This is a genomic window from Pseudonocardia sp. (assembly GCF_050250275.1).
In the GTDB taxonomy this organism is placed as follows: Bacteria; Actinomycetota; Actinomycetes; order Mycobacteriales; family Pseudonocardiaceae; genus Pseudonocardia.
The window spans coordinates 1-21686 of the sequence record NZ_JBFWOY010000002.1; the positions used below are offsets into that span (position 1 = coordinate 1).

19 protein-coding genes and 2 pseudogenes are annotated in these 21686 nt (G+C 73.1%); 13 read left to right on the top strand and 8 right to left on the bottom strand.

Going from position 1 to position 21686, the window contains the following annotated elements; all coding sequences use genetic code 11:
- From AB7F12_RS02080 to AB7F12_RS02100, 5 genes and pseudogenes are all read left to right on the top strand, one after another.
- Nucleotides 1-182: pseudogene (locus AB7F12_RS02080) on the top strand (CoA transferase); the annotation flags it as partial.
- A gap of 1 nt (nt 183) precedes the next feature.
- Complete coding sequence (locus AB7F12_RS02085) at nt 184-1359, top strand: acyl-CoA dehydrogenase family protein (protein WP_428517112.1); 1176 nt, start codon at nt 184-186, stop codon at nt 1357-1359.
- On the top strand, nt 1356-1991 hold the full coding sequence (gene wrbA / locus AB7F12_RS02090) for an NAD(P)H:quinone oxidoreductase (protein WP_428502530.1): 636 nt from the start codon (nt 1356-1358) through the stop codon (nt 1989-1991). Before AB7F12_RS02085 ends, wrbA begins: the two co-directional genes overlap by 4 nt.
- A complete protein-coding gene (locus tag AB7F12_RS02095) occupies nt 1988-3526 on the top strand; it encodes an amidase (RefSeq protein ID WP_428502531.1) in 1539 nt (512 codons plus the stop codon). The genes wrbA and AB7F12_RS02095 overlap by 4 nt, the downstream gene beginning before the upstream one ends.
- 47 nt (nt 3527-3573) lie before the next feature.
- Nucleotides 3574-4392 (top strand): alpha/beta fold hydrolase, encoded by an 819-nt coding sequence (locus tag AB7F12_RS02100; protein ID WP_428502533.1) that lies wholly within the window; start codon nt 3574-3576, stop codon nt 4390-4392.
- A gap of 341 nt (nt 4393-4733) precedes the next feature.
- On the opposite strand, the gene AB7F12_RS02105 is transcribed toward AB7F12_RS02100, so the two are convergent.
- The 3 genes from AB7F12_RS02105 to AB7F12_RS02115 all read right to left on the bottom strand — a co-directional run bounded on the left by AB7F12_RS02105 (nt 4734) and on the right by AB7F12_RS02115 (nt 6381).
- The gene (locus AB7F12_RS02105; protein ID WP_428502534.1) at nt 4734-4937 is read right to left on the bottom strand and encodes a hypothetical protein; all 204 of its coding nucleotides are present in this window, start codon (nt 4935-4937) and stop codon (nt 4734-4736) included.
- Between the two features lie 77 nt (nt 4938-5014).
- On the bottom strand, nt 5015-5749 hold the full coding sequence (locus AB7F12_RS02110) for an FAD-binding oxidoreductase (protein WP_428517110.1): 735 nt from the start codon (nt 5747-5749) through the stop codon (nt 5015-5017).
- Nucleotides 5750-5769: 20 nt separating this feature from the next.
- Complete coding sequence (locus AB7F12_RS02115) at nt 5770-6381, bottom strand: sulfite oxidase-like oxidoreductase (protein WP_428502536.1); 612 nt, start codon at nt 6379-6381, stop codon at nt 5770-5772.
- A 98-nt stretch (nt 6382-6479) separates the two neighbouring features.
- On the opposite strand from AB7F12_RS02115, the gene AB7F12_RS02120 reads away from it, so the two are divergent.
- Complete coding sequence (locus AB7F12_RS02120) at nt 6480-7427, top strand: alpha/beta hydrolase (protein ID WP_428502537.1); 948 nt, start codon at nt 6480-6482, stop codon at nt 7425-7427.
- Nucleotides 7428-7434: 7 nt separating this feature from the next.
- On the opposite strand, the gene AB7F12_RS02125 is transcribed toward AB7F12_RS02120, so the two are convergent.
- Both AB7F12_RS02125 and AB7F12_RS02130 read right to left on the bottom strand, forming a co-directional pair.
- Entirely contained in the window at nt 7435-8238 is an 804-nt protein-coding gene (locus tag AB7F12_RS02125) for an LLM class F420-dependent oxidoreductase (protein ID WP_428502538.1), read from the bottom strand.
- 96 nt (nt 8239-8334) lie between these two features.
- Nucleotides 8335-8958: pseudogene (locus AB7F12_RS02130) on the bottom strand (Pr6Pr family membrane protein); the annotation flags it as partial.
- Nucleotides 8959-9142: 184 nt separating this feature from the next.
- Between AB7F12_RS02130 and AB7F12_RS02135 the strand changes: the two are divergent.
- The 4 genes from AB7F12_RS02135 (at nt 9143) to AB7F12_RS02150 (ending at nt 12221) form a co-directional block, all read left to right on the top strand.
- Entirely contained in the window at nt 9143-9661 is a 519-nt protein-coding gene (locus tag AB7F12_RS02135; protein WP_428502798.1) for a DUF742 domain-containing protein, read from the top strand.
- A 249-nt stretch (nt 9662-9910) separates the two neighbouring features.
- Nucleotides 9911-11110: an acyl-CoA dehydrogenase family protein gene (locus AB7F12_RS02140; RefSeq protein WP_428502797.1), complete on the top strand. Its 1200-nt coding sequence runs from the start codon at nt 9911-9913 to the stop codon at nt 11108-11110.
- 82 nt (nt 11111-11192) lie between these two features.
- Nucleotides 11193-11771 (top strand): ArsR family transcriptional regulator, encoded by a 579-nt coding sequence (locus tag AB7F12_RS02145; RefSeq protein WP_428502796.1) that lies wholly within the window; start codon nt 11193-11195, stop codon nt 11769-11771.
- A gap of 9 nt (nt 11772-11780) precedes the next feature.
- A complete protein-coding gene (locus AB7F12_RS02150) occupies nt 11781-12221 on the top strand; it encodes a hypothetical protein (protein ID WP_428502795.1) in 441 nt (146 codons plus the stop codon).
- Nucleotides 12222-12617: 396 nt separating this feature from the next.
- Here AB7F12_RS02150 and AB7F12_RS02155 read toward each other — a convergent pair whose 3' ends face one another.
- Both AB7F12_RS02155 and AB7F12_RS02160 read right to left on the bottom strand, forming a co-directional pair.
- Nucleotides 12618-13007, bottom strand: a complete 390-nt coding sequence (locus AB7F12_RS02155; RefSeq protein ID WP_428502509.1) for a hypothetical protein — start codon at nt 13005-13007, stop codon at nt 12618-12620.
- Nucleotides 13008-13099: 92 nt separating this feature from the next.
- Nucleotides 13100-15640 (bottom strand): DEAD/DEAH box helicase, encoded by a 2541-nt coding sequence (locus tag AB7F12_RS02160; protein ID WP_428502508.1) that lies wholly within the window; start codon nt 15638-15640, stop codon nt 13100-13102.
- A gap of 273 nt (nt 15641-15913) precedes the next feature.
- Here AB7F12_RS02160 and AB7F12_RS02165 point away from each other — a divergent pair, with 273 nt between their 5' ends.
- Genes AB7F12_RS02165 through AB7F12_RS02175 form a run of 3 tightly spaced genes read left to right on the top strand, consistent with a single transcriptional unit; the run spans nt 15914 to nt 20684 of the window.
- Complete coding sequence (locus AB7F12_RS02165; RefSeq protein WP_428517860.1) at nt 15914-17518, top strand: histidine kinase; 1605 nt, start codon at nt 15914-15916, stop codon at nt 17516-17518.
- A gap of 59 nt (nt 17519-17577) precedes the next feature.
- Nucleotides 17578-18327, top strand: coding sequence for a beta-phosphoglucomutase family hydrolase (locus AB7F12_RS02170; RefSeq protein WP_428502507.1), 750 nt, complete (start codon nt 17578-17580; stop codon nt 18325-18327).
- The gene (locus AB7F12_RS02175; RefSeq protein ID WP_428517108.1) at nt 18324-20684 is read left to right on the top strand and encodes a glycoside hydrolase family 65 protein; all 2361 of its coding nucleotides are present in this window, start codon (nt 18324-18326) and stop codon (nt 20682-20684) included. Before AB7F12_RS02170 ends, AB7F12_RS02175 begins: the two co-directional genes overlap by 4 nt.
- Nucleotides 20685-20726: 42 nt before the next feature.
- On the opposite strand, the gene AB7F12_RS02180 is transcribed toward AB7F12_RS02175, so the two are convergent.
- On the bottom strand, nt 20727-21536 hold the full coding sequence (locus tag AB7F12_RS02180; protein ID WP_428500061.1) for a SigB/SigF/SigG family RNA polymerase sigma factor: 810 nt from the start codon (nt 21534-21536) through the stop codon (nt 20727-20729).
- Between the last annotated feature and the right edge of the window lie 150 nt (nt 21537-21686).

The window sequence follows — 21686 nt, forward strand, 5'->3', positions numbered from 1 at the left end:
GGTTCGGGACGGTGCGGTCGCTGCGCTCGGCGGTGCGGGTGGGTGCGCCGGGTGAGGATCGTGTCCCGACTCGCGCGGCCCCGGCGATGGGTGAGCACACCGATGCGGTGCTGCGCGGCCTCGGTTATGACGACGACCGGATCGCGGCGCTGCGCGCGGCCGGTGTGCTGGGGAAGGACTGAGATGGATTTCGGGCTCAACGATGAGCAGCGGCTGTTCCGGCAGACGTTGCGTGAGTTCGTGGACCGGGAGATCGTGCCGGTCGCGCGGGAGTGGGAACGCGAGGGCCGCTACCCGACGGAGATCGTCGCCGGGATGCGCGATCTGGGGCTGTTCGGGTTGGTCATCCCGGAGGAGTACGGCGGCCTGGGTGCGGACAACGTGAGCTTCGCGTTGACGTTCGAGGAGATCTCGCGGGGCTGGATGGGCGTCGCCGGCATTTTGGGCAGTCATTCGGTGTCGAGTTGGATGCTGGCCCATCACGGCACGGAGGAGCAGAAACGCCGCTACCTGCCGGAGCTGGCGACGGGGGAGCGGCGCACGGGGATCGCGCTGACCGAGCCCGGTGCGGGTACGGACCTGCAGGGCATCACGACCGTCGCCAAGAGAGACGGTGGCGGTGATGACGCGGACTACATCGTCAACGGCACCAAGATGTGGATCACGAACGCGCGTCATGCCGATCCGTTGCCGGTGCTGGTGAAGACCGACCCGGCGGCGTCGCCCGCGCACCGGGGGATGTCGATCCTGCTGGTGGAGGCCTCGTCGGAGGGTTTCGAGGTGACCGCGGACATCGGCAAGCTCGGTTACAAGGGCACCGAGTCGTGCGAGGTCGTGCTCACCGACGTGCGGGTCCCGGCGTCGCAGTTGCTGGGTGGGGTCGAGGGCCGCGGGCTGCAGCAGGCGCTGTCCGCGCTGGAGACCGGGCGGATCAACATCGCGGCCCGCAGTGTCGGGGTCGCGCAGCGGGCTTATGACGAGGCGTTGTCGTATGCGCGGGAGCGGACCGCGTTCGGCGGGCCGATCGGGGACTTCCAGGCGATCCAGCTGCGGCTGGCGGAGATGGCGGTGGCGCTGCAGTCGGCGCGGTTGATGACGTACTGGGCCGCGTCGCGGATGGATGAGGGTGTTCGGATGGACACCGAGTCGGGGATGGCGAAGATCGTGGCGTCGGAGGCGGCGCTGTCGTGCGCGATGGACGCGATGCGTATCCACGGCGGGTACGGCTACTCCACCGAGTTCGAGGTGGAGCGGCTCTACCGGGATGCCCCGTTGATGTCGATCGGTGAGGGCACCAACGACGTGCTGCGCACCGTCGTGGCGAAGTCGTTGCTGGCGGGCAAGGCAGTGATCTCATGAGCGGCGACCAGATGAGCGGTGACCACGTCATGCCGCGGATCGCCGTCGTCTTCTACTCCGCGACGGGCAACATCGCCGCGATGGCCGAGGCACTCGCCGCGGGCGCGACCGAGGAGGGCGCGCAGGTGCGGGTGCGGCCCGTCGTCGAACTGGCGCCCGCCGAGGCGATCGACCGCAACCCGCGCTGGCGGGCCTGGGTCGAGAACAACCCCTACGACGAGACCGCCACCCTCGCCGACCTCGAGTGGGCCGACGGCATCGCACTGGGCAGCCCCACCCGCTTCGGCGGGCCCGCGGGCCAGCTCAAGGAGTTCCTCGACACCACCGGCGGCCTGTGGATGCAGGGCAAACTCGTCGACAAGGTGGGGGCGGCGTTCACCAGCGCCTCGACCCGGCACGGCGGGCTGGAGTCGACGATCCTCGCGATGAACAACGTCTTCTACCACTGGGGATCGATCATCGTCGCGCTCGGCTACACCGACCCGCACCTGATGGAGTCGGGCAACCCCTACGGCGGCTCGTTCGTGTCCCGGAGGTCGGCCCCGCCCGACGACGACGCACTGCGCGCCTGCCGGCTCCAGGGCGCGCGCCTGGCCCGGATCACCCGGCAGCTCGTGCGGGAGGCACCGTGACGGCGAGCGACATCACCCCCCACACCGCATCCGAGCTCCTCACCGGCTACCGCGAGGGCGCGTTCTCCCCACCGGAGATCATCGCCCGCACGTTCGCACGCATCGCCGCCGTGAACCCGGTCATCAACGCCCACTGGCACACCGCCCCGGACACCGCCGCCGCCGCCGACGCTGCACGCTCGGCGGAGCGTTGGCGCGCCGGGACACCTCGTCCACTCGAGGGTGTTCCGATCGGGATCAAGGACGTCATCGACGTCGCCGGCCTGCCCTGCACGGGCGGCTCCCGCGTCTACCGCCACCGCCACGCGCGCACCGACGCCACGGTCGTGGCCCGGCTCCGCGCCGCGGGCGCGATCGTCGTCACCAAGGACGCCACGACCGAGTTCGGCATCGGCGGACCGCTCAACCCCGCCTTCGGGCCCACCCGCAACCCCTGGAACCCCGGGCACTGGACCGGTGGGTCCTCGTGCGGAGCCGCCGCAGGTCTCGCCGCCGGCACCATCCCCCTCGCCGTCGGGACCGATGCCGGCGGCTCGGTGCGGATGCCGGCCGCCTGGAGCGGCGTCGTCGGCCTGAAACCGACGATGGGCCGGGTCGGTCGCCACGGCGTGATGCCGTGTTCCTGGCACGCCGAGGTCGTCGGGCCGATGGCGCGCACCGTCGCGGACGCGTCCCGCCTCCTGGCCGTCATCTCCGGGTACGACCCGTCCGATCCGCGTACGGTCCCGATCGGATACGAGCCGACGACCCAGGTGGACGTCCGCTCGCTCCGTATCGGTGTTGCTCCGGACTGGTGGCGCCCGCTCGTCGACACCGCGACCGAGCGCGCGGTAGGGGAGGCGGTCGAGGCCTTCCGCGACGGCGGGGCGCAGATCGTTCCCGTGAGCGGCCTACCGCCCGCACGTGAGCTGCACGACCTCTCCTACGCGATCGTCTTCGCCGAAGCTGCCTGGATCCACGCGAGTCATGCCGATCACCACGACCGGATGGACCCCGTGGCAGTCCAGCGGTTGGACGCAGGCCGAGGGGTGACGGCTGCCGAGTACTTCGCGCTGCTCCAGCGACGCGCCGACGCCCAGCGCCGCACCTACGCCGCGCTGGAGGACGTGGACGTGCTGCTCACACCCACCACCGTCACCACCGCCCCGCGGCTGGACCAGCTGAACCTGACCGTGGACGACGAGACCGTGCCACTCCACCGCGGATACGCATTGCTGACCGCGCACGCCAACCTCACCGGGTTCCCGGCCCTCGCCGTGCCTGCAGGCCGCACGCCCACCGGTCTGCCGCTGTCAGTCCAGTTCACGGCGCGCCCGTGGAACGAGAACGCCTGCTGCCGAGCCGGGCGCGCATTCGAACTGCTCTCCGGACAGCCGCCGCTCATCCCCGACCCGACGCCGGTCCGGCACGGTCCGACCACGAACCACGACCGCGGGAACGACGCGTCGATCGCCGGCACCGCGTATCTCTCGGGCGACCTCGACCCAGGGGGCGTGGACCCGTTCCTCGGGCAACTGGCATCCGCTGAAAAGTGAATGTGGCGCGTCGAGAACCGTTCCCGGACCAGCTGTGAGGAGCTGTGATGCCGCACGTCGCGATCGATGACTTCACGATGTACTACGAGGTCATAGGCGAAGGTGAGCCCGTCGTGTGCCTCACCGGCTGGGGGACGGGCGCGGGCCACGGTTTCGCCGGTTACCCCAGCGAGTTGCTGGAGGAGTTCCAGCTCATCGTCTACGACCACCGGGGCATCGGGCGGTCTGTGGGCGGGCTGGGCCGAGAGCCCGGTACCCGGCTCTATGCCGACGATGTCTCGGCTCTCCTGACTGCTCTGGACGTTCCACGGGCGCACCTCTACGGGAGGGGCGGACTCGGTGGATGCATCGCCCAGCAGATCGCGATCCGTCATCCCGAGATCGTGACCAGTGCGATCCTCGGGCAGTCCTGGGCGAGTGCGGACCCGCTGCTGAAGAGCCAGTTCGACGCGCTCTACCAGCTACGCCTGAACTCGTTCGAGTCCTTCCAGAGTGCTTGTGCAGCCATGTGTCACCTGCCGGACTACTTTGCTGCGCATCACGAAGAGCTTCTCGGGCCGCAGGGAGCCTGGAGCGACATCCGCTACGCGACGGATGCCCACCTGGCATTGATCGACGCCTGCAGCGCTCACGACACCACCGCGGACCTTTCGGAAATATCGTGTCCGGTCCTGATCATTCAATCCGGCCCGCACGACTGGATCACAGGCCCGCGACTCGGCGCGGAAGTCAGCCGCCGCATCCCCGCGCACGAGATGCTCTATCTCCCGGACGCCCCACACGCAATAGCGACGCACCCGGAGTCGGCAGCGAAGATGAGGTCCGCAGTAACCGGATTCCTGCGGAGCGCGAAAACGGAGAAATGATGCCCCTCATGTGATCCGGAGGGCGCAGCTCGAAGGCCGGTGCGCACACGACTTCAGTCGAACCCTGAGGCACGGCTACGAACATCGAAGGTCGGGCTCTCCCGGGTGGCGGTCGGCCGGGAGCCGTTCCTGCTCGGCAGCCCCTCGGCCATCTGCCGGTCGAGGTCGCGGGCCACCAGGCGGGCTGTCTCGGGGCCGCGGCGTGGGGGAAGGGCGCGTCGAGTTGGGCTTCGGCTCGTGCAGTCTTCGCGTGGGCGGACTGCATGGCGTTCTCGACGTCCCGTGCGGACCGGTGGCCTGCCCTCGCTCAGCAGGTTGACCAACCCCTCGGGGCAGTACAGCTAGCTCAGCTGGGAGGTCGCCCAGACGTGCCCGGCGTCCCAGCCGCGGTTCGCCGCCGCCGGGTCGGTCGCGGCCACCCAGCCGGCGGCCAACGTCACCACCAGGGCGCCGACGGCGACGGCCGACGTCGCCCGGCGGTGATCGGAGGGACGCCGATCCTGCCCGTCCGAGTGATCGTCGGTGCGCCGCCTCCGCAAGTCCATGCGCCCAGAGTGTCCAGTCCGCCCGGCCGCGTCGCCCCTGACGAGCAGAACTCACTCGAAAGTGTCGGTCCGGGTGCTCACCGCGAGGGGCCGAACCGTTCCACCCGCACCCGGGTCGCCGGAACCGACAGCTCGGCGAGCAGGTCGGTCACCGCGTCACAGAACGGCGGCGACCCGCAGACGAAGACCGTGCGACCCTGCCCGTCACCGTCGAGCAGCGCGGCGAGGTCGGCGGCCCGCAGCCGCCCCGGCGCACGCCCGGAACCCGGCGGCGCCTCCCGCGTCCAGACGACCGTCGTCCCCGGACCGGGCAGCTCGTCGGCGAAGTACAGGTCCTCCGGCCGGCGCGCCGACACCAGCAACCGCACCAGCTCCGGACGCCCCAGCGCGCGCGCCCGGCGCACCATCGCCATCAGCGGCACCGTGCCCGAGCCACCCGCCACACCGACGACCGGCTCGTCACCCGACCACACGAACCACCGCCCGATCGGCCCCCGGACCTCCAGCGTGTCGCCCACGACGACCTCGTCGCACAGGAACTGCGAGACCTCCCCGCCGGGAAGCCGCTCGACGGTGAGCTCCACGAACCGCGACCCGCCCGGCGTCGACGACGGCGCGGACGCGATCGAGTAGGAGCGCTGCGCGGTGTAACCGTCGGGCGCGGTGAGCCGCAGCAACAGGTGCTGGCCCGCGAGGAACGCGAGCTCCCCGCCCAGGTCCAGCCGCAACGTCCGCGCCCGCGGCGTCTCCCAATGGTCCCCGACGACGGTCGCGACCTGCCAGCGTCCGGGCCTGCCGGTCGTCACGGGCACGGACGCCCCCGGCGCCGACATCAGTCGTCCCCCTGATAGCGCTGTTCACGCCACGGATCCCCGCGGTCGTGGTAGCCGTTGCGTTCCCAGAAGCCCTGCTCGTCCTCGGCCATGAGCCGCAGCCCCGACACCCACTTCGCGCTCTTCCAGAAGTACAGGTGCGGCACCAGCAGCCGCGCCGGGCCGCCGTGCTCGGGCGTCAGCTCCCGGCCCTGGGCCTCCCACACGACCCACGCCTTGCCGTAGCGGACGTCGGCCAGCGGCAGGTTCGTCGTGTACCCGGTGTGCGACACCGCCATCACGAACGCCGCCGCGGGATCCGGGACCGCTGCTTCCAGGAGCAGGTCCAGCGACACCCCGGTGAACGTCATGTCCAGCTTCGACCAGCTCGTCACACAGTGGATGTCGCCCTCGTACCGCGACGTCGGCAACGCCCGGATCTCGTCCCTCGTCCATGTCGTCTCGTTCCCGACGAGGCCCTCGACGGTGAACGTCCACCGGTCGGTCCGCAGCCGTGGCGTGGGCTCCGCGTTGAGGACGGGCCAGTCGTCGTGGGCGTCGTACTGCCCCGGTGGCAGCCGCGGGTCGCGGGCCGCATGACCGCGTCCGGTGAAACCTCTGGTCACATGCATGGTCACCTCGGCGGAGATCGGGAGACGGCGTCGACCCGCGATCCTGCACCCCCGATCATGTGCTGCCCAGAGCCACCGGTGTGACATACGGTGCGGAGGTGACCGACGACGTCCCAGCTCCCGCTCTCGACCCCCGGTTCCGGACCGTGCTCGACACGCTCGAGGCCAACGGCGCGCTGCCGCTGATCCGCGGCTCGGCCGTCGAGACCCGCGAGCACTACCGGGCGCTCTCGCTCGCCCGCCGCGGCGCCGACTACGTGCCGTTCCCCGTCGCCGATGTCGCCGACGACGAGATCGACGGCCCCGCCGGACCGATCCGCATCCGCGTGTACCGGCCCCTCGACGACCGCGGCGGCGTCGTCACCTACCTGCACGGCGGCGGCTGGGTCGTCGGCGACCTCGACACGCACGACCCGGTGTGCCGCAAGGTCGCCGGCGTGACCGGGTCCGTCGTCGTCGCGGTCGACTACCGGCTCGCGCCCGAACACCCCCATCCCGTCCCGCTCGGTGACGCCATGGCGGGCCTGCGCTGGACCCGCACCGCGTTCCCCGACCGGCCGCTCGCCGTCGCCGGCGACAGCGCCGGGGCGAGCCTCGCCGCCGGAGCTGCGCTCGTGGCCCGCGACGAGGGGATCCCGCTCGCCGCCCAGCTGCTCTGGTACCCCTCCACCGACCCCACGCAGAGCTCCCCGTCGGTACGCGAGAACGGCGAGGGCTACTTCCTCACCGCGTCGGACATGCGCTGGTTCTACGAGCAGTACCTGCCGGGCGGCTCCACCGACCCGCTCGTCGACCTGCAGCACGCCGACGTCTCGGGCGTCGCACCCGCGGTCGTGGCCACCGCCCAGTTCGACCCGCTGCGCGACGAGGGTGACGCCTACGCCGAGCGGCTGCGCGCCGCCGGGGTCACCGTCACCCACGTCCCCGGACCCGGCCTGATCCACGGCTACGCGGCGTTCATCGGGCTCGTCCCCGCCGCCGACACGGCCGGCGCCACCGCCCTCGGCGCCCTCGCCGACCTGCTGACGACGGCGCGGACGGGCTGAGCGCCGGTCAGCCGGGGGGCAGCGCGTCGCGCCAGGCGATCCAGTCGCGCAGCAGGCCCAGGTCGTAGCGGGGGCCGCCGACACCGATCGTGAACAGCGACACCCCCGCGGCGAGCATGGCGTCGGCGACCTCCTCCGGCGCCGACTGCACCCCCGCCGACCGGGCGATCGCCCCCGGGTCGCGCCCCACGTCCGCGCAGTGCTCGTCGAGTACCCGGCTCTTGTGCGCGATCGTCTCGGCGTCGCCGAAGCCGTGCCAGATGTCGGCGTGCTCGGCGGTGTAGCGCAACGTCTTCCGCTCCCCGCCGCCGCCGACGAGGATCGGGATCGTCCGCGTCGGCGGCGGGTTCAACCGTTCCCAGCGGGCCTGGATACGGGGCAGCGCGTCGGCCAGGGTCGCCAGCCGCGACCCGGGGGTGCCGAAGTCGTAGCCGTACTCGTCGTAGTCGCGGCGGAACCAGCCCGCCCCGATGCCCAGGATCAGCCGCCCCCCGCTGATGTGGTCGACGGTGCGGGCCATGTCGGCCAGCAACTCCGGGTTGCGGTACCCGGCGCACGACACCAACGCCCCGATCTCGACCCGCTCCGTCGCCTCCGCCCAGGCCCCCAGCATCGTCCAGCACTCGAAGTGCTTGCCGTCGGCGTCGCCGCGCAGCGGGAAGAAGTGATCCCAGTTGAAGACGACGTCGACACCCGCCTCCTCGGCCTCCGCGACGGCGTCGCGGATCCGGGCGTAGTCGGCGTGCTGGGGCTGGAGCTGGACCCCGATGCGCACCGGCGGGCGTGCGGCGCCGGCCGCGGCGCCCGCCACGTCCGGACCGGTCCGCGGCGTGGCCCGGGCCGCGCCACCTGCCCCGGCCACCGCCGCACCGGGGTGGAACCGCCGCGTCAGGAACCGGTCGAGCGCATTCGCCCCGAACGCCAGCCCGAGGAACAGCACCGCGATGACCAGGCAGTTGATCGCGACCCGGCCGTAGCCCAGCTCGCCCACGTCGACGAACGGGTACGGGTACCACGGCGGGTTCGGGCCCCAGTCCGTCACGGCCCCCCGCACCAGCGTGAAGGCCAGCCACAGGATCGGGTAGGCCGTGGACAGCAGGACCGTCGTCGTGTCGACCTGGCCGCGCGGCCCGAACACCAGCCAGCCCAGCACCGCCATGACCGGGACGACGACGTGCAGCAGCAGGTTCGTCAGCCACGCCGCCCCGGACAGGTCGAACAGCGGGGCGAGCACCAGGTTGTAGACGATGCCCGTCACCGCGATGCCGAGCACCGCGTCGAGGTGCAGCACGCGCAGCAGCCGCGGGTAGGGGCCCTGGCGCAGCGCGATCGCCGCGAACGTGATGCCGACGAGCAGGTTCGACAGGATCGTGAAGAACGCCAGCATGTTCGCCAGCCGCTCACCGGGCGTGTCGAACAGCGAGTACGGGTTGCCCCGGGCCGAGACGACCCCCTGCACGACGATCGCGACCAGCACCACGATCGCCGTCGCGGCGAACCACATGCGTCCGACGGCCGAGGTGCGGATCATGCCGGGCAAACTACTTGGCCTGCGCCGTCACGCACAGTTCCCGGCCCGGTGCGCCGGGTCCGGTGTGGGGCGGATCGCTGCGCCCGCCCCGTGCCGGGGGCCGGGGGGAATCGTCATGTCGGCGGAACGCCGGTGTCACGCCCCGGCAACACCGGTCACGTCCGATGGCGGGTGGAGGTGGAGCGTGCCGGACGAACCGGACGACGAGCCCGACGACGCCGGACCGGTCGTCGGACGCACCGGCGCGCGCTTCGGCGGGGCACCACGGCGGCGCAGGGAGGCCCGGTCCGCGCCGCGCGTCGTCGACCACGAGCCCACGACCGACGCCATCCCCGTCGCCGCCCCGGCACCCGCGCCGGACCTCCCCGCCGACCCGTCGATGCCGTCCGTGCGGCCCTATGTGCTGACCGGCGGCCGGACCCGGGCACGGGTCGACCTCGGGCTGGAGACGCTCGTCAGCACCCGGTCCGGCGCCGGCCGGGCGGTGCCCTCGCCCGCGCACCGGGCCGTCCTCGACCGCTGTGTCGTCGCCTGCTCCGTGGCCGAGGTCGCCGCCGCCCTCGGTGCCCCGCTCGGGGTGGCCCGCGTCCTGATCGGCGACATCGTCGTGTCCGGGGCGTTGCAGGTCCACGGCACCACGACCGCGGGGGCCCCGGACGAGGAGCTGTTCACCCGCGTCCTGGACGGCCTGCGCCGCCTCTGACGCGCCCGCACCGCTCACGTCCGGGCTGCGCCGTGAACGTCCGGGCTGCGCCGGGGGCTCGTCGGGCCGCGGCCGCCCGCCGTCGAGCGTGTCGTCAGCGCTGCCGGGTCGCGCTCTCGACACGGTGGGCGCGGTGCCCGCCACCGGATGTGTCGTCAGCGCGTTCAGGTCGCGCTCCTGACACGCCCGGGGTCAGCGCTCCGCCCGTCCCGGGGTGCGGACACCCGCTGCGTGTGGCACAACCAGCGGATGGACGACGATCTCCTCCCGCCGCCGCTGCCGGAGGTCCCGCCGCAGTACCGGACCGATGCCCGTGTCGCACTGCAGGCCGCCGCCCGCCGGTTCGCGATGCACCGCGTGCTCCCCGTCGCGAACGAGCTCGACCCGCGCAAGGGCGAGATCCCGCGGTCGCTGCTCGCCGAGATGGGGGAGCTGGGCTTCTTCGGCATCACGGTCGGCACCGAGTACGGCGGCCTCGGCCTGGGCGCCTACGAGTACTTCATGGTGGCCGAGGAGCTGGCTCGGGCGTGGATGAGCGTCGGCAGCATCATCGCCCGTGCCCAGGGCGCGGGGACCGGTGTCGGCGACGCCCAGCGCCGGGCGGAGCTGTTGGCGCGCAGCGCACGGGGGGAGTGGATCGGGGCGATCGCGCTGTCGGAGCCCGACGCCGGGTCCGACCTCGCGGCCGTCTCGACCCGCGCCGACCGCGACGGTGACGACTTCGTCCTGACCGGGCGCAAGCGCTGGATCGGCAACGCGAAGGCGGCGGACTTCATCCAGGTGCTCGTGCGCACCGCCGACCCGCAGCCGGGGGAGAAGCGGTCGGCCGGGCTCGCGACGCTGCTGGTGGAGAAGGAGCCGGGCACGTTCCCGGCGGGGCTGACGGGGTCGCCGATCGACAAGATCGGCTACCACGGGTTCGTCACCTGGGACCTGGAGTTCGACGGGCTGCGCGTCCCGGCGGCGAACGAGATCACCGCGGGCGGGTTCGCCGAGACGCAGAGGTGGCTGACGATCGCGCGCGTGCACACCGCCGCCCGGGCCGTGGGGCTGGCGCGCGCGGCGGTCGAGGACTGCATCGGGTACCTGCAGCAGCGCCGGCAGTTCGAGCGTCCGATCGGCGACTTCCAGGCCGTGCGGTTCACCCTCGCCCGGATGGCGGCGCGGGTGGAGCAGGCGCGGGCGTTCTACCAGCACGTGGCGCATCTGATCGATCTCGGCGAGCCGTGCGGGCGGGAGGCCGCGATGGTGAAGCTGCTGGCCACGGAGATGGCCGCGGAGGTCACCGGTGACGGTATCCAGCTGCACGGCGGCAACGGATACACCACCGAGCACCAGGTGGAGCGGCACTGGCGCGACGCCCGGCTGACGACGATCTTCGAGGGCACCAGCGAGATCCAGGCGAAGATGATCGCGGACCGGCTGTTGCCGCGCAGCGAGATCGGCTGACCCCACGCCGTGAACGAATGATTGACACGACGCGCGGCGGTGGCACTGGTGCTACCACATAACGCAAGGTACCTTGCGTTATGTGGTAGCACCTGCTCCGCCGTTGCTGCCGGTGTTCCGCAGCCGGCTCCAGGGCGACCTCCTCGCGGTCCTGCTCGTCGTGCCCGGCACCGAGCTGACCCTCACCGCGCTCGCCGCCCGCACCGGAGGATCGCTCGCCGCCGTCCAGCGTGAGGCGAGCCGCCTCGAGGAGGCGGGCATCCTGCGGTCGCGCCGCGTCGGCAACGCGCGCCTCGTCTCCGCCGATCCCGCGTCGCCCGCGACCGCGCCGCTCACCGAGCTCGTGACGCTGAGCTTCGGCCCGGTCCAGGTGCTGGCCGAGGAGTTCGCCGACCTCGACGACGTCGACCTCCTGGAGGTCTTCGGGTCGTGGGCGGCCCGGTACCGCGGGGAGCGCGGCGCACCGCCGGCCGACGTCGACGTGCTCGTCGTCGGCACCCCCGACCGCGACGCCGTGCACGACGCCGCGACGCGGGCCGAGGAGCGCATCGGCCTGCCGGTCAACGCGACCGTCGTCGCGCCCCGGCGCTGGGAGACCGGCGGCGACGGCTTCGTGACACGCGTGCGCGGGTCGGCGCGCGTGCCGGTCCCGCGCCGGTAGGTTCGCCCGGTGGACCGGCAGGGGCAGCGTGAGCTCGACGCGCTCCTGGCCGCCGGCCGCCTCGAACGCGTCCCCGCCGATCCCGACGCGGCCGCGAGAGCGGTCGCGTCGGCCCGCCGGCACCTGGAGTCGGCGCACGCCCTGGTCGACGACGACCCCGAGCTCGCCTACACCGCGCTCTACGACGCCATGCGCAAGGCCTGCGCGGCGCTGCTCGCGGCGCACGGCCTGCGGGCGACCAGCAGGGGCGGGCACCTGGCGGTGCAGCGGGCTGTCGTCGCCATGTATGCGCGGGCCGAGGCGTTGCGGCCCTTCGACAGGGTGCGGCGGCGCCGCAACGAGGTCGAGTACCTCGGGGGAGAGGTCCACCCCGACGACGTGGACGCCGACCTCCCGGCTGCCATCCGCGTCGTGGAGTTCGTGGCCGTGCGGCTGCGCCGCCCGGGCTGACGCCGCCGGGAACGAGCTCCGCCGGAACGAGCTCCGCCGGAACGAGCTCCGCCGGAACGAGCTCCGCCGGAACGAGCTCCGCCGGAACGAGCTCCGCTGGGGCCACCTCCGCCGGGGACCACCTCCGATTGCGCACTCCGACGACGAACGACATCCGTTGGCAACGAATCATTGACACGACCGCCGCACGATCCGCCGCGGGGACCGGCGCGGGGATGGCCTGCGGCCCGGTGACCCCGGCGCCGTCGTGCGTGGCGCGCGCGCGGCCGGCCGACGCGCGCGCCACGCTCGCGCGCCGGCCTCCTGGTGAACGTGCTGTGAGCGCGCCCGGGACGCGCTGATGACACGCTCGATGACGGTCACCAGGACTCCCGGGCACGCGGCGGGGGCCGCGGACTACTCGCCGGGGGAGAGGGCGGGCGGGTCCTTGGGCCGGCCGCCGCGGCGCATGTCGCCGGTCGTCGTGCGGCGGCCCGGGTCGATCAGGCGTTTCCACTTCGCGTGCGCGGCCTGCCGGCTCGACAGCTGGGCCTCGACGGCGTGGGCGACCTGGGCCCAGGTCATGCCGTCGGAGCGCAGGCCGCGGATGAGGTCGCGTTCGTAGTAGTCGGCGAGCCGGCGCATCTCCTGGACCAGCGCGTACCAGACGGCGATGCCGCTGTGCGGCAACGTGTCGTTCGCGGCGAGTTCCTTGAGCCGGTCGAGCTGCTCGACCAGGGACGGTTCACCGGAGTCGGGAAAGGGGCCGGCCTTGGCCAGCCAGCGCTGCGCTTCGTCGTACTTCACGCTGTAAACCATAGATTGACGCACCGCGACGACAAAGGAGCCACGCCGCACCGGCTGGGACCGTCGCCGACGGTCCCAGCCGACACGAACCGCTACGAGGGGAGGGCCCAGTCCGTCGCGTCGGAGACGCCGGTGACCCAGACGACGGCCTCGCCGGCCTCGTCGGACGCCGCGAGGTCGACCTCGGCTGTGATGGCCCAGTCGCGGTCGCCCGCGGGGTCGTCGAGGACCTGACGGACGCGCCAGCGCTCGGGCTCGACCTCGATCGACACCAGCTGGGGGCCGCGGGCGTCGGGACCGGTGCCGATGTCGTCGTGCAGGTCCCAGTACGGGTCGAACGCCTCCTGCCAGGCCGCGGCGTCCCAGCCGGCGTCCTTGTCGAGCTCGCCGAGCAGGTCCCAGCGCCGCAGGGCGGCCAGCTCGACGCGGCGGAACAGGGCGTTGCGCACCAGCACCCGGAACGCACGGACGTTGCGGGTGACGCCGGCCGGGCCCTGGTCGAGGGAGGGGGGAGTGGGTTCGTCGCCGGCCCCGGCGCCCGCGGCGAGGGCCTCCCACTCGTCGAGGAGGCTGGAGTCGACCTGGCGGACCAGCTCGCCGAGCCACTCGACGAGGTCGGTGAGCTCCTCGGTCTTGGCATCGTCGGGCACGGTCTGGCGCAGCGCGCGGTAGGCGTCGGCGAGGTAGCGCAGGACGAGACCCTCGGAGCGGGCGAGCTGGTAGTACCCGACGTACTCGACGAACGTCATCGACCGCTCGGACATGTCCCGCACGACGGACTTGGGGGAGAGCCGGGCGTCGGCGACCCAGGGGTGTCCGCGGCGGTAGGTCTCCAGCGCGGCGTCGAGGCTCTCCGCGAGCGGCTTGGGGTAGGTGACGTCCTCGAGCAGGGTCATGCGCTCCTCGTACTCGATGCCGTCGGCCTTCATCTTCTGCACGGCGTCACCGCGCGCCTTGTTCTCCTGCGCGTGCAGCACCTGGCGCGGGTCGTCGAGGGTGGCCTCGATGGTGGAGAGCACGTCGAGGGCGTAGGTCGGGCACTCCCGGTCGAGGAGCTCGACGGCGGCGAGGGCGAACGGGGACAACGGCTGGTTGAGCGCGAAGTCGAGCTGCAGGTCGCCGACGACGCGGACGCGGCGGCCCTCGGCGTCGGGCTCGGGGAGCTCCTCGACGACCCCGGAGTCGCGCAGCGCCCGGTAGATCGCGATGGCGCGCAGGATGTGGCGGCGCTGCCGGTCGCGGGGCTCGTGGTTGTCCTCCAGCAGGTGCCGCATCGCGGCGAAGGCGTCGCCGGGGCGGGAGATGACGTTGAGCAGCATCGAGTGGGTGACGACGAAGTGGCTCGTCAGCGCCTCGGGCTGGGCGGTCTGGAGGCGTTCGAACGACGTCGCGCTCCAGCCGACGAACCCCTCCGGCGGCTGTTTGCGGACGATCCGCTTGCGCTTCTTCAGGTCGTCGCCCGCGCGGGCGAGCAGCCGGGCGTTCTCCACCTCGTGGTCGGGCGCCTCGGCGACGACGGTGCCGACGGTGTCGTAGCCCGCCCGGCCCGCGCGCCCGGCGATCTGGTGGAACTCGCGCGCCTTGAGCCCCCGCACGCGCACGCCGTCGTACTTGGTGAGGGCGGTGAACAGCACCGTCCGGATGGGGACGTTGATGCCGACGCCGAGGGTGTCGGTGCCGCAGATGACCTTGAGCAGGCCGGCCTGGGCGAGGGTCTCGACGAGGCGGCGGTAGCGCGGCAGCATCCCGGCGTGGTGGACGCCGATGCCGTGGCGGACCAACCGGGACAGGGTCTTGCCGAACCCGGCGGTGAACCGGAACGCGCCGATCAGGTCGGCGATGGCGGCCTTGTCCTCCTTGGTGGAGACGTTGACGCTCATCAGCGACTGCGCCCGTTCGACGGCGGCCTGCTGGGTGAAGTGCACGACGTAGACGGGCGCCTCGTGCGTCGCGAGGAGCTCGTCGATCGTCTCGTGCAGCGGCGTGAGGACGTAGCGGTAGTGCAGCGGCACGGGCCGTTCCGCCGAGGTGATCACCGCGGTCTGGCGGCCGGTGCGGCGGGTGAGGTCGTCGCGGAAGAACGAGACGTCGCCGAGGGTGGCGCTCATCAGCAGGAACTGTGCCTGCGGCAGCTCGATCAGCGGGACCTGCCACGCCCAGCCGCGCGCCGGGTCGGCGTAGAAGTGGAACTCGTCCATGATCACCGAGCCGACGTCGGCGCCCCGGCCGCCGCGCAGCGCGATGTTGGCGAGGATCTCGGCGGTGCAGCAGATGATCGGCGCGGTCTCGTTGACCGCGGCGTCGCCGGTGAGCATGCCGACCTTGTCGGCGCCGAACACCGCGCACAGCGCGAAGAACTTCTCGCTGACCAGCGCCTTGATCGGCGCGGTGTAGAACGTCCGCTCGCCGCGGGCCAGCGCGACCGCGTGCGCGGCGATGGCGACGAGCGACTTCCCGGAGCCGGTGGGCGTGGACAGGATGACGTTCGCGCCGGTCGCGAGCTCCAGCAGCGCCTCCTCCTGCGCCGGGTAGAGCGACAGGCCCTGCTCCTCGAACGCCCACTCGGCGAAGGTCTCGACGAGGGCGTCGGGGTCGTCGGGGGAGGGCAGCCGGTCGGCGAGGGTGCTGGTCATGGTGGGTCGATCGTGCCCCGCCCACGGAGCGGGTGCGGCGCCGGGGTGTTCGGTGACCGGTGATGTGCGCCGAGCGGGTGAACGGCGTCGTCGACAGCCGGGGGCGGGAGCGGTCGTCGCAGGTCACGGCGATCCCGAGGGCGCGCAGGGGTGCGGGGCCGACCGTTCGGCGCTCCCGGGACGCCAGTTGATCTCCGTTCGTCCCGCCGTGGCGCCCGTACGGCCGACGGGCGGCGTCCGGGACAGGGCCCGCGAACTACGCTGAGCCACGTGATGGGCCGGGCGGACACGGGCGGGATGCCCGATCTGGTGCCGCCCATGCAGGCGGCCACCGGGGACCTGCCGACCGGCCCGGGTTGGGCCGTCGAGTTCGCGTGGGACGGGTTGCGCGCCGTCGCCTACGCGCGCCCCGGCCGCGTCCGGTTGCTCACCGCCCGGGACCGGTCGGTCACCTCGGCGTTCCCGGAGCTGCACGTGCTGGCGGGCAAGGCCCCACGGCGCGGGGTGATCCTCGACGGGACGGTCGTCGCACTCGACGACGCGGGGGTGCCGAGCAGGCGGCTGCTGATGCGCCGCACCGCCACCCAGCGGCCGAGCGCGACGCTGGTGGCCGACGTGCCGGTGGGCTTCTTCGTCAGCGACCTGCTGTGGCTCGACGGGGAGGCGACGACGGCGCTGCCCTACCGGCGGCGCCGCGAGCTGGTCGACGACCTCGGGCTGGCCGAGCAGCCGGTCGTGCTGTCGCCGTCGTGGCCCGCGAACGACGCCGGGCACGTGCTGGCCACGGCGCGGCGCTACGGGCTCGACGGCGTGTACGCCAAGCGGCTCGACTCCGCGTACCAGCCGGGGCGGCGGTCGCGGAACTGGTTGCGGGTGCCGTTGCGGCAGTCGCGCCAGGTCGTCGTCGGCGGGTGGACGCCCGCCTCGCCCGAGCGCCCCGACACCGTCGCCGCGTTGCTGCTGGGTGTGCCCGGCCCGGCCGGGCTGCGCTACGTCGGTCGCGTCGGTATCGGCGCGGGTGCCCCGCGCGCGGCGGTGACCGCGCTGCTGCCCGACCTCGGCACCGGCGAACCGGCCTTCGCGGGCGAGGTGCCCGCGGGCGTGGCCCGCGACGCCCGGTGGGCGGTGCCGCGGCTGGTCGGGCAGGTCGAGTTCACCGAGTGGACCGCCGGCGGCCGGCTCCGGCTGCCGGTGTGGCGGGGTCTCGTCGCGCCGGAGGACGTCGAGGACGGCCTGTGGGACGACGTGTTCGCCGACGACGGTCACTCGGACGACGGCCACTGGGACGACCGCCGCTGGGACGACGGGGTGGCGGTCGAGGGGCACCCGGTCGACCTCGACGGCCCCGGGGAGCCCCCGGCACCGGCCGCGGCCCCGCCTGCGCCTGCGCCCGCCGCGGAACCGCCGGCCGCCGCTGCCCCCCAGGTGCAGGCGCGCAGGTTGGAGCAGCACTTCGTCTACAACTCGCTGAACACGATCGCCTCGCTGGTGCGCACCGATCCGGGCCGGGCCCGGGAGCTGCTGCTCGGGTTCGCCGACCTGACCCGGGCGGCCGACCGCCCCACCGACGACACGATCACCCTGCGCGACGAGCTGGACTCGGTGCGGGCCTACCTGCAGCTCGAACAGGCCCGGTTCGGCAAACGGCTCACCGCCGCGGTGTCGTCGGCACCCGGGATCGACGACGTCGCGGTCACCCCGCTGGAGGTGCTCGCCCAGGTCAGGGCGGTGGTGCAGGAGGTCGTCGAGCCGCGGCCCGAGGGTGGGGCGGTCACCGTGGCGGCGGCCGCGGACGGCGAGCACTGCGTCGACACGATCACCGAGACCGCCACGGGCCGGACCTGGGCGGTCCGCCCGGCCGCAGCCACCCTCCGGTGACGGCCGGCGTTCACCGGGCCGTCGCGCGACCGTGATGATCGGGAGATACGGTTCCGGCCATGCTGGGTCTCCCGGACGCGACGCGCGCCTGCCTGTTCGATCTGGACGGGGTCCTCACCGACACCGCGAGCGTCCACGCCGCAGCGTGGAAGCAGATGTTCGACGACTTCCTGCGTGCTCGGGCGGAACGCACGGGCGAGCCGTTCCGGGCGTTCGACCTGTCGAGTGACTACGGGCCGTACGTGGACGGCCGGCCCCGGATGGAGGGCACGGCGGCGTTCCTGCGCTCCCGCGGTATCGAGCTGCCCCTGGGCGGCCCGGACGACGGCCCCTCCGCCGACACGGTCTGGGGCCTGTCGACGCGCAAGAACGACATGGTCCAGGAGAAGATCAGGACCAACGGCGTCGACGTCTACCCGGGCTCGCTCCGCTACCTGGAGGCGGTGCGCGCGGCCGGGCTGACCACCGCGGTGGTGTCGTCGTCGGCCAACGCCGAGCAGGTCCTGCAGGTCGCCGACCTGGCACGCTACGTCGACCACCGGGTCGACGGCGTCGTCGCCAAGCAGCGGTCGCTGCCCGGCAAGCCCGCGCCCGACACGTTCCTCGCCGCCGCGGCCGACCTCGGGGTCGGCGTCGGTGAGGCCGTCGTGTTCGAGGACGCGCTGGCCGGGGTGGAGGCGGGTCGCGCGGGCGGGTTCGTCGCCGTCGTCGGGGTGAACCGGCTCGACCAGGCCGCGGCGTTGCGCGAGCACGGCGCGACGGTCGTCGTCGACGACCTCGCGGAGCTTCTCGACGGGGCGTCCCGGTGACCGCCGCGGAGACCGGGCGGCCGTTCACCGTCGAGCCGTGGTGCGTGCGCGAGCCGGCGCTGCACCTGGAGGCGATGGGCCAGACCGAGTCGGTGTTCGCGCTGTCCAACGGCCACATCGGCATGCGCGGCAACCTCGACGAGGGCGAACCGCACGCCATCCCCGGCACGTACCTGAACTCGCTCTACGAGCGGCGGCCGCTGCCGTACGCGGAGGGCGGCTACGGCTACCCCGAGTCGGGCCAGACGATCATCAACGTCACCAACGGCAAGCTCATCCGGCTGCTGGTCGACGACGAGCCGTTCGACCTGCGCTACGGCACCCTCAACCGGCACGAGCGGGTGCTCGACCTGCAGGCGGGGACGCTCACCCGCGAGGTCGAGTGGGCCTCGCCCGCCGACCGCACGATCCGCGTGCGCAGCACCCGGCTGGTGTCGCTGACGCAGCGGGCCATCGCGGCGATCTGCTACGAGGTCGAGGCCGTCGACGCGCCGACGACGCTCGTCGTGCAGTCCGAGCTCGTGGCCAACGAGCAGCTCCCGCAGCGCGCCAACGGCGACCCCCGCGTCGACGCGGCGCTGGCCGAGCCGCTGGTGTCCGAGCAGCACCGCAGCGAGAGCGCCGGCGCGACACTGGTGCACCAGACCCGGCAGTCCGGGCTGCGCCTCGCCGCGGCGATGGACCACGAGGTGTACGGGCCGGAGTCGACGAAGACGTCGTCGGAGGCCACCGAGGACATCGGCCGCACCACGGTGATCGCCCGGCTCAAGCCGGGGGAGACGCTGCGGATCGTCAAGTACCTGTCCTACGGCTGGTCGTCGCGGCGGTCGTTGCCCGCGGTGCACGACCAGGTGCGCGCGGCGCTGGCCGCGGCCCGGTTCACCGGCTGGGACGGCCTGCTCGCCGAGCAGCGGGCCTACCTCGACGACTTCTGGGTCACCGCCGACGTCGAGATCGACGGCGACGCCGAGCTGCAGCAGGCGGTGCGGCTCGCGGTGTTCCACGTGCTGCAGGCCGGCGCCCGCGCCGAGCGGCGCGCCATCGGCGCGAAGGGCCTCACCGGCGACGGCTACGACGGCCACACGTTCTGGGACACCGAGACGTTCGCGCTGCCCGTGCTGTCGCACCTGGCGCCCGACGCGGCCGCCGACGCGCTGCGCTGGCGGCGCTCCATCCTGCCGCAGGCCATGGAGCGGGCCGAGCAGCTCGGGCTCGCCGGCGCGGCGTTCCCGTGGCGGACCATCCGCGGCCACGAGTGCTCCGGCTACTGGCCCGCCGGCACGGCCGCGTTCCACATCAACGCCGACATCGCCGACGCGGTGCGCCGCCACGTCGCCGCGACCGGTGACCTGGAGTTCGAGCGCGAGGTCGGCCTGGAGCTCCTGGTGCAGACGGCGCGGCTGTGGCGGTCGCTGGGCCACCACGACTCCGCCGGCCAGTTCCGCATCGACGGGGTGACCGGCCCCGACGAGTACACCGCGATCGTCGACAACAACGTGTACACGAACCTGATGGCGCAGCTGAACCTGCGCTACGCCGCCGACGTGGCCGCGCGCAACCCGCGTGCCGCGTCGCGGCTGGGCGTCAACGCCGAGGAGATGGCCAGCTGGCGCGACGCCGCCGCGTCCATGCGCATCCCCTTCGACGAGACCCTCGGCGTGCACCCCCAGTCCGAGGGGTTCACCGACCACCAGATGTGGGACTTCGAGAGCACCCCGGCGAAGAAGTACCCGCTGCTGCTGAACTATCCGTACTTCGACCTGTACCGCAAGCAGGTGATCAAGCAGGCCGACCTGGTGCTGGCCATGCAGCTGCAGCCCGACGCGTTCACGAGCGAGCAGATGGCCCGCAACTTCGCCTACTACGAGGCGATCACGGTGCGGGACTCGTCGCTGTCGGCGGCCACGCAGGCGGTCGTGGCGGCGTGGACGGGCCACCTCGACCTGGCCTACGACTACTTCGCCGAGGCCGCGCTCGTCGACCTCGGGGACCTCGCCGGCAACACCGACCACGGCATGCACATCGCGTCGATGGCCGGGACGTGGAACGCCGTCGCCTCCGGGTTCGGCGGCATGCGCACCGACCGCGACGGCATCTCGTTCGCGCCGCGCCTGCCGTCGTCGTTGCCGCGCATCTCGTTCGGGGTGCTGTGGCACGGCCGGTCGCTGCGGATCACGATCACCGCCGACGAGGTCGAGTACCGGCTGGTCAGCGGCCCGCCGATGCGGCTGCGACACCACGGTGAGCCGCTCGCCCTGGCCGATGCCCCGGTGGTGCGGGACATGCCGCCGGTGCCGGCGGTCGAGCCCGTCGAGCAGCCCCACGGCCGCGGCCCACGCCGCCGCCACCCCGGCTGAGCCCCCGGGCGGCGGCGCCGGCGGCCACGACCTGCCGCGGCCTCAGCCGCCGCCCAGCCGGCGGCGCAGCCCCGCCAGGGTGCGGGCCAGCAGCCGGGAGACGTGCATCTGTGAGATGCCGACCTCGTCGGCGATCTGGGTCTGCGTCATGCCCGCGAAGAACCGCAGCACGACGATCGTGCGTTCGCGGGAGGGGAGCTCGTCGAGCAGCGGGGCCAGGGTCTGGCGGTAGTCGACCTTCTCCAGCTCGGCGTCCGCGACGCCCAGGGTGTCACCGATCTGCGACTCCGACCCGGCCACGAGCTCGTCGAGCGAGGTGGACCGGTACACCTGGCGGGCCTCCAGCCCGGAGATCACGTCGTCGACCGGCAGGCCGAGGTGCTCGGCGATCTCGGTCGGGCGCGGCGCCCGGCCGAGGTTCTGCGACAGCAGGCCCACGGCGCCGTTGATGGTGCTCTGCAGCTCCTTGAGCCGCCGCGGCACCCGCATCGACCATGTCCGGTCGCGGAAGTGGCGGCGCACCTCCCCGGTGATCGTCGGTACGGCGTAGGAGAGGAAGTCGACGCCGCGCCCCGGGTCGAAGCGGTCGACGGCGTTGATGAGCCCGACGGTGCCGGCCTGTTCGAGGTCGTCGACGGGTTCGCCGCGGCCCGCGAACCGGCGCGCGATGTGCACGACGACGGGCAGGTGCCCGGTGACGAGCCGTTCCCGCAGCTCGGCATGGCGGGGGTCACCGTCGTCGAGGTCGGCGAGCTCGTCGAACAGGGGCGCGAGGTGGGCGTAGGCGTCGCGCGTACCGTCGTCCCCGGGTCCGTCGGGGTCCGGGGGGTCGGGGGGCGCCGGGTCAGCCACAGGGCCCCGGTCGGGGGCCACGGCGCGCCGGCAGGAAGCTGCGCACGCGCTGACCTACCCTCGGCGCCCGCCACGGTAAACCCGTGCGCTGGTACGTTGGACAGTCGCCCGGCCGGGTCGAGTCATGTCGGCGGGCGATCCGTCACGTCG

Bases quoted from the DNA above. Each gene is read 5' to 3' on its own strand.
- AB7F12_RS02085 (WP_428517112.1), top strand. From the start codon at position 184: ATGGATTTCGGGCTCAACGATGAGCAGCGGCTGTTCCGGCAGACGTTG.
- AB7F12_RS02115 (WP_428502536.1), bottom strand. From the start codon at position 6,381: ATGCATGTGACCAGAGGTTTCACCGGACGCGGTCATGCGGCCCGCGAC.
- AB7F12_RS02170 (WP_428502507.1), top strand. From the start codon at position 17,578: ATGCTGGGTCTCCCGGACGCGACGCGCGCCTGCCTGTTCGATCTGGAC.
- AB7F12_RS02140 (WP_428502797.1), top strand. From the start codon at position 9,911: ATGGACGACGATCTCCTCCCGCCGCCGCTGCCGGAGGTCCCGCCGCAG.
- AB7F12_RS02105 (WP_428502534.1), bottom strand. From the start codon at position 4,937: ATGGACTTGCGGAGGCGGCGCACCGACGATCACTCGGACGGGCAGGAT.
- AB7F12_RS02100 (WP_428502533.1), top strand. From the start codon at position 3,574: ATGCCGCACGTCGCGATCGATGACTTCACGATGTACTACGAGGTCATA.
- AB7F12_RS02165 (WP_428517860.1), top strand. From the start codon at position 15,914: ATGGGCCGGGCGGACACGGGCGGGATGCCCGATCTGGTGCCGCCCATG.
- AB7F12_RS02160 (WP_428502508.1), bottom strand. From the start codon at position 15,640: ATGACCAGCACCCTCGCCGACCGGCTGCCCTCCCCCGACGACCCCGAC.
- wrbA (WP_428502530.1), top strand. From the start codon at position 1,356: ATGAGCGGCGACCAGATGAGCGGTGACCACGTCATGCCGCGGATCGCC.